Origin of the sequence: Clostridium psychrophilum, from assembly GCF_018861705.1 — a bacterium.
GTDB classification, from domain to species: Bacteria; Bacillota; Clostridia; order Clostridiales; family Clostridiaceae; genus Clostridium_AD; species Clostridium_AD psychrophilum.
On record NZ_JAHLEC010000096.1, the window covers coordinates 1 to 12735 of the forward strand.

Sequence of the window (12735 nt, forward strand, 5' to 3'; positions counted from 1 at the left end):
CAATTATACCAGAAAGAGGGGGTCATTGTTTTTTTTCTTAAAAACAGCTACAATCCTTGCAATTGCAGGGTCTTAAATAAATAAAACAAAGATAGTGTTAACACTATCAAAGAAATACAGGGGGAATTAATATGATATTAACCATGTTAAAATCTAAGATACACAGGGCTGTTGTTACCGATGCTAAATTAAATTATGTTGGAAGTATAACTATAGACAAATCATTAATGGCAAATTCAAATATCCTAGAATATGAAAAAGTTCAAATTGTAGATATTGACAATGGAAACAGATTTGAAACTTACGTTATTGCAGGGGGTGCTGGTAGCGGTACCATGTGTATTAATGGAGCTGCAGCAAGATGTGTTCAACCTGGTGATAAAATAATAATTATGACTTTTTGTCAAATTAATGAAGAAGAGGCAAAAAATATTAAGCCTACAGTAGTATTTGTTGATGAAAATAATAAATTATTAGAAATTGCACATTATGAAAAACATGGTGAAATAAAATAATTTATTTTATAATACTGTAATATTTTTTTAAAAATTGCAAACAATATTAATAAGAATTAATTAAAAAGGAGATGTTTGCAATGAAAGCATTAGATATTACTGCACTTGTATTAGTTATTATAGGAGCTATAAACTGGGGATTAATTGGTTTTTTTCAATTTGACCTAGTATCAAGTTTATTCGGTACAGGTACTGCATTAACGAGAATTATTTTTGCTTTAGTAGGTTTATGTGGTCTATACTCTTTATCCTTCTTAGGCAGAGACAGAGATAGACATAGCGACACAACAGAAGTTAAATAGTTTTAAGTAAATGTTTATTAAAGGTAAAAGGGCTGAGTTTTTTAATTCAGCTCTTTTATTTTGTATTAATTTTTTTAACATATTATAATTTCTAACTAAATCTAAGTTGTACTAACGATGTTTTATCTGTAACTCTTATTACAATTAAACTGTGTGATTCTTTTTCACTTATATCTCTAATAATCTTCGAATAATTTTCATCTAACATTTTTAGAGTACTTCCTGATTTTGTACGAATTTCATATCCATTTGATATTTTTACTACTAATAGATTTTCCCACTGGTGTGGCTTGTATTCATTAAAATTAATTTCAAAAATTATTCCTTGTTTTTCAAGTAACCTTATTAAACTATTATATTTATCATATAATATATCATGAGTAAACTGAAATTTTTCAATAGTAACATTGTTATGCTCAAGTGTTTTTATTTGCTTCACTAATTGTAATTCATGTTCTTCTTCTTTTATGTTAAGTTTATCTATCTTATGCTTAATATTCTTTAAAAAATGGTCATTATTATTTTTATCCATTAATATTACCTTGCCTTTCATAGTATTTTTTATGTAAAATGTAATTGAGGTGATTATTTATTAATAAATTTATAGATTTTCTTATTATCAGTTTAAAAAACATTACTAAAAAAGTTAAAATATATCTAATTACATTTTATAATGAAACATGCTTTTTAATCAATGAAAATTTCACTTTAAGTAAAAAATACAAACCAACAATAGATGAAAAAGCACTAAAAATCAAGAAATTACAAAACACTATAAACACTGTAAAAAGTAAAAATGAAAAAGCTGAAAATACAATACTAAAACTTGAAAATGATAATGAACTATTACAAAATAAAATATCTATAGTAGAGGATATTATGACCAAAAGACATGATTAGTAATAAACACAATAACAGAAAAAAGAAGCAATTTATATTTAAACTATAAATTGCTTCTTTCTTTAAATTTTTTAGAATAGTATATAATTTTAAGAATTGCTATATTCTTTATCTAAATTGCCTTGAATTATCTTCTTAACCGTATCTGATATATTAGCTTTCTCTTCCTTTGACATTCCGTCAAGATATATAGGTTTAGCTATTATGAATTTAGCATTTGCCTTTTTTATTCTTCCGTTATTACCTTCCATTGCCTTATAAGTATCAAAAAGTGTTATAGGAACAATAGGAACTCCAGCCTTTATTGCAAGCCTCATGCTTCCTTTCTTGAATTCACCCATATTATTACTTCTGCTTCTAGTCCCTTCAGGAAAAATGAACATAGAATATCCTTTTTTTAAATTTTCAACGCCCTCAGCCATTGACTTTAATGCTGCTCTTGGGTTTTCCCGATCTATAAATACACAATGTATTAACTTCATCCAATAGCTCATTATTGGTATTTTAATCATGCTTTTCTTCGCAACTGCACCAGTAAGTCTATTCATATTAGAAAGTATTACTGGTATATCAAAATCACTTTGATGATTTCCCACGAAAAGACAAGCTTCATTTGGTATATTTTCTTTCCCAATTACTGTTAAATTTAAGCTTGCAGCCTTGAGCACAAATTTAGACCATTTAGTAGCGACCTTAAATAGGTAATCCTCAGCCTCTTTAATAGACTTTTGCTTTTTTATATGATTAAATTTCGGTTTCTTAAAGTTTATCCATATTAAATTAGTGATAATAAGTAAATAAAAATATATAGTTCTCATATATCTGTTCCTTTCGCTCTTAGATTAATTTACAACTGTAATTATACTAGTTAGTAGCCCTTATTTCAAATTTAACATTAGGTATTGATTTTTTTTTTAATATTTGGACAAAATCATTTATATGCTTCAAATATTACATGTAAACCTCAAATATATACATAGGAGATTAATTGTATGCCTAAAAAAGCCTGGTTGAAATACACTTTAATTTGCGTTGTTTTAATTTTCGTAACAACATGTGCAACTATAGTTTATAATTCCACACAAAAAACTAATCTTGATCTAAAAAACAATATGGTCACTCATTTTATTGATGTAGGACAAGGCGATTGTATACTTATTCAAGTAAATAATAAGAACCTATTAATTGATAGCGGTACGAGTGATTCAAAACAAAAGTTAATTAGATATTTAAAAAATAATAATATTACTAAACTTGACTATATAGTTGCTACTCATCCTCATGAAGATCATATAGGTGGTATGTCTAGTATAATTAACGCCTTTGATATTGGTGAATTCTTTGCACCTAAAGTTACCGCTACATCACAATCATTTACTGATATGATTAGAGCTTTAAGAAGTAAAAATCTTAAAATACATATTGCTAGACCCAACATGTATTTAGATTTAGGCCCTGATACCTCCTGTGTTATGTTATCACCTAACAGTGAAACTTACGAAAATACTAATGATTATTCATGTGTTATAAAAATATCTTTCAAAAATTCATCATATTTATTCACTGGTGACGCAGCAATAGAGGCTGAGCAAGAACTAATATCCAACGGTTATAATCTAAAAGCCCAAGTACTCAAAGTCGGTCATCATGGTAGTAAAACTTCAACTTCACCAAAGTTTTTAAATGAAGTTTCGCCCAAAATAGCTGTAATAAGTTGTGGAGCCTTCAACACATACGGTCATCCCCATACGGAAACCTTAGATAAATTTAAAAAAATAAATTGTATGATTTATAGAACAGATATAGACAAAAACATCGTACTTATAAGTGATGGAACAAGCATAAAAAAGTTTCAAGGAAACTAATCAAAACTATAACATCACTCCTAATATTTACATTAAATAAACAAAAAGACTAGTTATCTAGCCTTTTTTGTTTAATCTCATAAATTAATCACATATACATACTCAAGTTAAAGTAATTATTTATAATGAAATCGCACCAAATTTAATTAAACATATCAATGCAATACCAACAATAATTCTATAAACAGCAAAAACTTTCATAGGTTTTTTCTTTAAATAAGCTACAAATCCTTCAACTACAAGTAATGCAACTAAAAATGCAACTACAAAACCAATAATCAAAATAATTATTTCTCCACCACTAAAATTCATTCCACTTTTAATTAATGTTAATGTTGTAGCTCCAAGCATTGTAGGTATAGCTAAGAAAAAAGAAAACTCAGTTGCAGCGATTGTAGACACGCCACAAATCCAGCCTCCCATTATAGTTGATGCTGATCTAGACATACCAGGCCATAACGCAAGACATTGAAAACATCCTATTTTAAATGATTGTTTAATACTTATTTTATCTACATTATCTGTAGTATACTTATCTCTAAATTTATTTTCTATAATTATCATTAAAATTCCTCCAACTATTAACCCAACGGCAACAGTTCCCGAATTAAAAAGATATTGATCTATTTTATCATTTAAAAGAAATCCAAAAAATGCAGCTGGTAAAAATGCAATTATAATATTAGTCCAAAATTTAACACCTGAATCTTTCCACTTAAACAGCTCCACAATTGAGTTAAATATTTTATTACGATATAGAACTATAATTGCGAGAATAGCCCCCAATTGAATTACTACCTCAAAACTAGTTGCAAATGCTCCTTTAAAATTTATAAAATCTCCAACAATTATCATATGTCCAGTAGAGGAAATAGGAATAAACTCTGTTATACCTTCTACTATCGCTATTATTATTGCTTTAAACGCCAATATAATGTTTAAATTCATCTAATGTTGCTCCCCTCTAAAAATAATTTGTTATAATTTATTTTGTACCATAATATATTTATTTTTCTATTATTACATCCCTTGATGGAATTTTACCATCTTTTAGAAACTTAATAGAGTTAATTCCTTTTTAAATTTATAAACTATAAAAAGTTTATACTTTTTTATAATTAGAATTATTAACACTTATGTAGTATTATGGTAACATATAATCATTCATAAATACCCCAATTATAAAGCTATTTACCTCTTTAGTATCATTTTTAAAATCTTTTTTTTACAATTATTATAGTCTCTGTTTTTTTCTTAACTATGTTCACATAATTCACAGTTGGTAATATTGCTAATGATTTCACATTCTTAACAAAAATAGCAAAAATAAATCCCTCCTTACTTGGCCACTTTTAAAATTAAATTGTTTATTATTAGCTAGGCTATAAAAAAAACCAAAAAAATAACTAGCTAATTTCCTAGTCTATTTTTTATATTTCTAATAATTTTTTATTTATTAAATGAGTATATCATATTCACAAAGAAATTCACATAAAAAAGCAACGTTGTATATGCCATTTACCTTGGAATTTTTGTATTATCTAATAATAGGCTCAGTTTTTATCATATATATTGCACTTATCACTAAAATAGTACCAATTATTTGCATACTTGTAACTTGCTCATGCAATACAAAAAAGGATACAATCATAGCCGTTGGTATTTCAAGATTTCCTATTATAGATACCTTTAGTGAGCCTATTCTTTTTATAGCAGCATATAACAATGTTAACGGGATAACTTCACAAAATATAGCAAGTATAGTCGTATATATAAAAAGTTTTTTAGTTATATAACCGCTAAAAACAAAAGTAGGAAATTTATATATAATAAGACTTGTTAATGAAAAAAAAGTAGAATAGGCATTAATCGTTAATGGTCCTAATCCTTGTAATCTTTCTTCACTGTATATGTTCATAAAAGCATAAAACATTGCACATATTAAGGCAAATATCACTCCTTTAAACGAATATTTAATCTGTCCAGATAAAATGTCTAAAGTTAAAACACAACCCGCAAATGCTATAAACACTGCAAAAGTTTTTTTGTATCCTAATTGTCCCTTTTTAAACACAATTGAATATATAAAAACCATTATGGGATAAGTGTATAATAATATAGCAACCATCTGTATAGGTAAATAATTAAAAGCTGTATAATAAAACACTGTCATAAATGTATTTCCAATTATACCAAGTACTGCTAATCTTAATAATTGTTGTTTTGTTACTTTAAGAGACTTTTTATTAAAAACATACATCAGTGTAAACATTAATGGTACAGCTATAATGTATTGAAGTGTTAATAAACTTATAGAATCAATTCCACCTACATATGCTAATTTAACAAGAAGTCCCGCACTTCCAAATAATATAGCAGAAAAAATCGAGTAAATATACCCTTGTTTCAAAGTAACACACCTTTCCCAATATAAAATCACACTTGTTCTTAAATCTAACGTTTGTGTGTTATAGTTATATTCTAACAAATAAATAGATAAAAAACCATAATATTTAAAGCTAAATTACATTAATATGTTAGACATTTAAGCAACAATGTTATAAAATTATATTATCATAAAGATATAACTATTTATTTAGCAACAAAAATGAACAATTATTCTTTAAAATCATATAAGAAATGTCAATAATAATTGTAAATACATAAGTACAATCAAAGGATGTGTTCAAAATTAAAATTCAGTCATTACTCAGTATATTAGTTTCAAAAACTGTTATGAAATTATCAAAGCTTATATTTCAAGGTGGCACTAATTTTCCAGGCAGAATTGCCATAAAGCTTGATAAAAACATTTTGAAAACAATTGCTAATAATTATGAGGTTATACTTATAACCGGTACAAATGGTAAAACCACAACAACAAGCATGATTTACAGTATTGTAAGGGATAGTAATAAGAACGTAATTACCAATAGTACTGGAGCAAATATGTATACTGGAATAGTTGCATGTTTTATTTCTAATTATTCTTTTAAGAAATCTTCAGAGAAAAGATTTGCTATTATAGAAGTAGATGAAGCCAATCTTAAGTTTGTAACTGAATATATAACCCCTAGTATTATTACTATTACTAATTTATTCAGAGATCAGATGGACAGATATGGGGAAGTATATACAACCCTAAAAAAAATACTTGAAGGAATTAATAAAGTTCCAGAATCAACTCTCCTACTTAATGGAGATGAATCATTATTTGGAAATTTAACTGTTAAAAATAATATGGTATACTACGGCTTTGCTACTAAAGTTAATGATAACAATATTGTAGATATTAATGCAGATGCTAAGTTTTGCACAATCTGCAAATCACCTTATAAATACAATTTTATTACCTATAACCATTTAGGCGATTTCTACTGCAGTGGTTGTGGATATAAACGTCCAGAACTTACATACTTTGTAGACAAAATTATTGAATTAAACACAAGTGGTTCAGTAGTTCATTTTAATAGTAAAGAATATTACATTAACCAGCCAGGTACTTACAATATATATAATGCATTATGTGCGTATTCTGTAGCTAAGTTATTAAACATTGAAGATGAAACTATAGAACGCTCTCTCAAAACTGTGGCTAGTAGCTTTGGAAGACAAGAAACCTTAAATATTGAAGGCACCGAAGTTAAAATAATATTAGTCAAAAATCCAGCTGGCTATGATGAGGCTGTAAACACCATTAATTTGGACAAAAGGAAAATAAATTTAGCTCTTATGCTTAATGACAATTATGCGGACGGAAAAGATGTTTCATGGATTTGGGATGTAAATTTTGAACGTTTAACTAACCTTAATATTAATAAAATTATTATATCGGGAATACGCCTATACGATATGGCTATAAGGCTTAAGGTAGCCGGTTTCTCTTCAGAGTCCTTCCTTTTATGTAGTGATGATGAAACATTATTAAATAAAATCAAGTCCTGCCACGGAGAAATAGTTTATGTACTAGCAACTTATACTGCTATGATTAATTTGAGAAAATTTCTACACACTAAAGGTTACATAAATAAAATTTGGTAATATAACTAAAACTTAATTAGAAAGCGAGGTAAACAAAATTACTATGGAAATTAATATTTGTCATTTGTATCCTGATTTGTTGAATGTATATGGAGATGTAGGAAATATTTTAATATTGAAACACAGAGCTGAATTACGAGGCATTAAAGTAAATATTGTTAATGTATCTATGGGTGATATATTTAATGCCGAGGATTATGATATCGTATTTTTCGGTGGAGGGCAAGATTATGAGCAGGCCATAGTTTCTCCTGACTTAATAGAATTCAAGAAATCTGCAATGGAGCAGTATATTGAAAGTGGAAAAGTATTTTTGGCCATTTGTGGTGGATATCAATTGCTTGGGAAATATTATACTACACCCGATGGTGAAAAATTAGAGGGACTTGGTATCTTAAATATTTACACCGAGGGTGGAGATAAACGTTTTATAGGTAACACCATTATTCATAATGAAGTCTTTGATGAAACTTATGTAGGGTTTGAAAATCATTCAGGAAGAACATATATCAATGATTTAACCCCACTTGGCAAAGTTGAAGTTGGATATGGTAACAACGGAGAAGATGGTTATGAGGGTTGCATTTATAAAAATACATTCTGCACTTATTTTCATGGTTCACTTCTATCTAAAAACCCAGAACTTGCTGATAGGATCCTCACATTAGCATTAAACAATAAATATGATGAAGTAGCTTTAACTTCATTAGACGATAGTTTAGAACTTAAAGCTAAAGAATTTATAATAAATAGAGAAAGCACTAAATAATTCATTATATAAAAAAGATGTAGACCTTGGAAAATTCCAAGCCTACATCTTTTTTTCAAGTTGCACTGCTAAACTAAAGTACTTTATAGAATCAGCCACATTACAAAGTTTATGGTACATATTGCCCATTTCTAAGTAACGTTTATATATATCTTGCTTTGTTCCAAATTTTAATAATGAATCTAAAGATAAATTCATATACATCTCTGCACTAGATGATTTGCCCTGTTTATCAAGAATAATAGCTTTGTAATAATAGCTTTTTTCTATAAATTTAATATCATCTAAATTTATTGCATAGTTTAATACTTCATCAGAGATAGATTGTGCAAGATCTATTACATTATTTTCAATGAGTTCATTTACGCAATCTAACATATAGCTAACTAGTCCTACCTTATTGTTTTTAGGATATACAGTTAACCCCTTAGTTATATATTCAACTGCTTTTTCTTTCATATCGCAATCAAACATTGTAGATCCATAATTAAAAATAGCTAGTGCCTTGCTAGAATCTTTATCCTTATACAATTCATATGACTTTTTTTCATATTCTGCAAACTTGCCATTATTCATTCTTATAGATAACATTGCTAACATATGGTATATCCCAGCTGCTTTAAATTCAGTATCCACATGTCCTACCAAGTTTAATAGTTTTATTCCAACGTCATATGCATGTTCATAATTTTTCAACATGATATTACATGCTGCCTCGTTATAAGTAGCTATAATCAATTTTTTATAATTAATGATTTTGTTCTCTGTTAATCCTTTTCGTACATTACAGTAATAACTTGAAGCTTGAAGATAATCACCTTTTATATATAAATGTCTTGCCATGTCTATATAATATGTTAACTGATTATCTTCTGTGGATGTCTTTAAGTGTAAATCATAATACTTTGAAGTAATGGATTGAATCTTCTCAAAATCCTTTTTATCCAAATAAAAATTAAACAACATATGTATTAATTCGATAGCTAAATCATAATAATTATATTTTTCAGCGAACTCTAAATTGTAAGATACTTTCTCTTCAAAAGCCTTATCATTATCACCAACATTTTTTTTGTTTTTCATTGCATTCTTGCAACTTATAGCTTCCTCTTTCAATGACTTAATATTTTCTTCTACTTGTTCTAAAACATTTTCATTGAGATATTCAATATCTATGTCTAATTTTTTACTAATAAGTTCAAGTATCCAAGGTTCAGCCATTACCTTATTATTCTCTATACAACTCATTTTAGATACTGATATTTTATCATCACATATTTCTCTTAATGTATACCCCTTATATATTCTACTCCTTTTTATCTTTTCACCCGTTGATAATATTTTCATTCTCATCACCTAACCATAAAATAGTTTTAATTAATAATTCCTAATTCTTTGAATAACGCTACACCCTCATCTAGATATTTAGCTGCATCTAATCCTCTACCACCATCAATATAGAACTTTCCGATCATTATAGATATCTCAGCTGATGCTTTCTTTTGTTCTTGTTCCTTAGAAAATTTCAGTGCTTGTAATAAAGTTTTTTCAGCTTCCAACTTATTTCCTTCTAGTAAATCCACTCTATATTTTAATAAATAATATTGAGATAAAGCGAAGCAATTACCATCTTCTATATAATCTAATATATCTTCTAAAATTTCTTTGGCTTTACTTACCGATTTAAGTTTAATATAATTTTCACAAATGTTTACTAACGTATCTACTAATTTAGAGTCATTAGTTTTTTGCCTTATTTCCTTGGCCTTATTTAAATGTAGAAATGATTCCTCCACATTTTCAAATTCATAAAACAATTTCCCTAAATTATTCTCTATTTCTGCTACATAAGTTAAATTATTAATTTCACTAAATACTTTTAAAGTAATCTTAGAATACTTTATGGCATTCTTAATTTCACCTTTTTCATTGTATTCATCCGCTAATAGCAAAAGTGAATTAGCATATTCTTTCTTGTTATCTATTTGTTTAAACTTTTCTTGAGCTAAATATGAATATTTAATAGCATTCTCTATATTTTCTAATTTAAAATAAGTGAACCCTATATAATAATATATCCTACCCAATAAGAAATCATTTCCTATTTCATTATCTATAAATACTTTTTCTGCTTGCTTAAAGTAACTTGAAGCTGACTGATAACCCTTAAGTTCAAGTGTTATTACACCAAGTTTTAGAAATGTTTTAATTATTTCTTCATAAGCATTATTCTTTATAAAAATTACATTAGAAGAAAGAAATACCTGTTGAGCCTCAGCAATTTCTTTCCTTTCCATGTATATATCTCCACTTAAAGAAAGGTTTCTAGCTTTTCTATATTCCAATTTATACTTTTCAGAATAATATGTAGATTTTTCTATGTTCTGCTCAGCCTGTACTAATTCACCATTTAAAATATGTGATTCAGCAATATTCTGATAAAACAAACATATTTTTTCTGCTTGAGCTTCCTCCGATTCCATAAGATATTCAACACCAGTATGTAAAGTATTTGCCAAATATTCTAATAAATCCATGCTAGGATTTGATTTCCCAGATTCAACTAGACTAATTTGTCCTGGAGTTATTCTATTTCCTGCAAGGTCCTTCAATGTCATATTAAATTCTTTTCTTTTCCTCTTTATCTTTTCTCCTAAAGACAATATCTCCATAATCACTCTTCCTTTATAACATTGTCATATATAGAATATTCTTCAATTAAACAAATCGACAATTTTAATTCAATTATAACATAGTTTACCTAAATAATTCAAAATGTATGAATAAGTCTTGAATTTTCAGTGAAAAAATTAAAAACTTTAAACTATATTTGTTAATATAGTTTAAACAATTAATTTTCTAATAACAAAATTAAAAACTTTAAACTATATTCGTTAATATAGTTTAAACAGTTAATTTTCTAATAACAAAATTAAAAACTTTAAACTATATTCGTTAATATAGTTTAAACAGTTAATTTTCTAATAACAAAATTAAAAGCTCTAAACTATATATTCTAATATAATTTAGAGTTTTTAATACTTTTTATAGCATATAGTCTTTCATGCTATCATACATTCCACCTGCAATATTCATTACCATTTTGCCTGTCTTTTTAGCTCTTCTTCTCGTACTTCTGTCCATGTTAGGAATTAACATTGTACCTGCTACTACTCCAATTATTGCACCAGCAGTAATTGTTGACATAAATTTATTATGCATAATTTACACATCCTTTCTTTTATGATTTATTATAGGATGTGCATTTTTTTATATAATTAGTCTTCTTTTTCAAATTCAAAACTACTTTGGATATTAATACAATTAATCATAAAAATAACCTAGTCATTTTTTATATTTTATATATATTTGCTAAATATATATACATAAATTAATTATGAATAAACATCTGAAAGTTCTACTTGAATATTCTCGTCTTTACTTCTTACATTGCTACTATATATCATATTTTCATGAAGCACTTTTACCTTTGGTAGTTTAACTGTAAACTTGCTTCCTTTCCCAAACTCACTTTCAACATTTATGCTACCGCCATGTAATTCAACAATTGACTTAACTAAGCTTAAACCAATACCCGTACCTTCTGCGTTTCTCGACAATGATTTATCTACCTGCTTAAATCTATCAAATATCATATCCAAATCCTTCTCTTCAATACCAATTCCATTATCCCTCACTGATATTTCAACAAATTTATCATTACTCGTAACATCAACAAATATTTCATCACCTGCATGCGAAAATTTTATAGCATTTGATATAAGGTTTAACACAATTCTCTCTATCTTCTCTGAATCACATGCAATAATATTTTCCTCGGAATCTGTATCAAAAATAATATTTAGTCCTTTGCTATCAGTAAGTGTTGTTACAGACATTACTATTTCTTCTACTACTTCAACTACATTGTTATTTGACAAATTTAATTTAAAGAATCCTGCTTCAATTTTTGATAAATCAACTATATTATTAATAATTTTAGATAATCTATATGAATTTTGCTTAATTGAGTCTATGTATTTTACAATTGAATCCTTCTTATCATCAAGTGACCCAGTATCGCAATACATCTTAAATAATTGAGCTGTCGCAAATATAACATTTAATGGTGTTTTAAGCTCATGAGATACATTAACAAGAAATTCTCCCTGTAATTTTAATGCTTTTTCCATAACAATATTAGCCTTGATTTCATTTGTAACATCTATTATTTGTAGACGTGTAGTTTAATATATCCTAATAATATAAGTAACTTGCAAATTTAAGTAACCCTTAAAATATAAAAAGGATAAAGGAATATGTTAATTAAATTTAACATTCCT

The 12735-nt window shown here is 27.1% G+C and carries 13 protein-coding genes; 5 read left to right on the forward strand and 8 right to left on the reverse strand.

The features are described 5' to 3' along the window. Window positions 1-131: 131 nt before the first annotated feature. Both panD and KPL38_RS15180 read left to right on the forward strand, forming a co-directional pair. A complete protein-coding gene (gene panD, locus KPL38_RS15175) occupies window positions 132-515 on the forward strand; it encodes an aspartate 1-decarboxylase (RefSeq protein ID WP_216289994.1) in 384 nt (127 codons plus the stop codon). 80 nt (window positions 516-595) lie between these two features. Beyond that, complete coding sequence (locus tag KPL38_RS15180; RefSeq protein ID WP_216289995.1) at window positions 596-817, forward strand: DUF378 domain-containing protein; 222 nt, start codon at window positions 596-598, stop codon at window positions 815-817. Between the two features lie 91 nt (window positions 818-908). Here KPL38_RS15180 and KPL38_RS15185 read toward each other — a convergent pair whose 3' ends face one another. Continuing rightward, window positions 909-1370, reverse strand: a complete 462-nt coding sequence (locus tag KPL38_RS15185) for a hypothetical protein (protein ID WP_216289996.1) — start codon at window positions 1368-1370, stop codon at window positions 909-911. 436 nt (window positions 1371-1806) lie between these two features. Continuing rightward, window positions 1807-2535 (reverse strand): lysophospholipid acyltransferase family protein, encoded by a 729-nt coding sequence (locus KPL38_RS15190; RefSeq protein WP_216289997.1) that lies wholly within the window; start codon window positions 2533-2535, stop codon window positions 1807-1809. A 174-nt stretch (window positions 2536-2709) separates the two neighbouring features. Between KPL38_RS15190 and KPL38_RS15195 the strand changes: the two genes are divergently transcribed. Next, on the forward strand, window positions 2710-3582 hold the full coding sequence (locus KPL38_RS15195) for a ComEC/Rec2 family competence protein (protein WP_216289998.1): 873 nt from the start codon (window positions 2710-2712) through the stop codon (window positions 3580-3582). Window positions 3583-3702: 120 nt separating this feature from the next. Here the strand turns inward: KPL38_RS15195 and KPL38_RS15200 are convergent, their stop codons facing one another. Together KPL38_RS15200 and KPL38_RS15205 are read right to left on the reverse strand one after the other, a co-directional pair. Continuing rightward, the gene (locus KPL38_RS15200; protein ID WP_216289999.1) at window positions 3703-4530 is read right to left on the reverse strand and encodes an undecaprenyl-diphosphate phosphatase; all 828 of its coding nucleotides are present in this window, start codon (window positions 4528-4530) and stop codon (window positions 3703-3705) included. Between the two features lie 589 nt (window positions 4531-5119). Next, on the reverse strand, window positions 5120-5992 hold the full coding sequence (locus KPL38_RS15205) for a DMT family transporter (RefSeq protein WP_216290000.1): 873 nt from the start codon (window positions 5990-5992) through the stop codon (window positions 5120-5122). A gap of 272 nt (window positions 5993-6264) precedes the next feature. On the opposite strand from KPL38_RS15205, the gene KPL38_RS15210 reads away from it, so the two are divergent. After that, the gene (locus KPL38_RS15210; protein WP_216290001.1) at window positions 6265-7623 is read left to right on the forward strand and encodes a Mur ligase family protein; all 1359 of its coding nucleotides are present in this window, start codon (window positions 6265-6267) and stop codon (window positions 7621-7623) included. Between the two features lie 43 nt (window positions 7624-7666). After that, on the forward strand, window positions 7667-8392 hold the full coding sequence (locus KPL38_RS15215) for a type 1 glutamine amidotransferase (protein ID WP_216290002.1): 726 nt from the start codon (window positions 7667-7669) through the stop codon (window positions 8390-8392). A gap of 42 nt (window positions 8393-8434) precedes the next feature. On the opposite strand, the gene KPL38_RS15220 is transcribed toward KPL38_RS15215, so the two are convergent. From KPL38_RS15220 to KPL38_RS15235, 4 genes are all read right to left on the reverse strand, one after another. Next, window positions 8435-9739 (reverse strand): helix-turn-helix domain-containing protein, encoded by a 1305-nt coding sequence (locus KPL38_RS15220; protein ID WP_216290003.1) that lies wholly within the window; start codon window positions 9737-9739, stop codon window positions 8435-8437. A 26-nt stretch (window positions 9740-9765) separates the two neighbouring features. Continuing rightward, a complete protein-coding gene (locus KPL38_RS15225) occupies window positions 9766-11064 on the reverse strand; it encodes a helix-turn-helix domain-containing protein (protein WP_216290005.1) in 1299 nt (432 codons plus the stop codon). 373 nt (window positions 11065-11437) lie between these two features. Beyond that, window positions 11438-11614 (reverse strand): YtxH domain-containing protein, encoded by a 177-nt coding sequence (locus tag KPL38_RS15230; RefSeq protein ID WP_216290007.1) that lies wholly within the window; start codon window positions 11612-11614, stop codon window positions 11438-11440. A 173-nt stretch (window positions 11615-11787) separates the two neighbouring features. Continuing rightward, window positions 11788-12585: a sensor histidine kinase gene (locus KPL38_RS15235; RefSeq protein WP_246577989.1), complete on the reverse strand. Its 798-nt coding sequence runs from the start codon at window positions 12583-12585 to the stop codon at window positions 11788-11790. Window positions 12586-12735 lie beyond the last annotated feature (150 nt).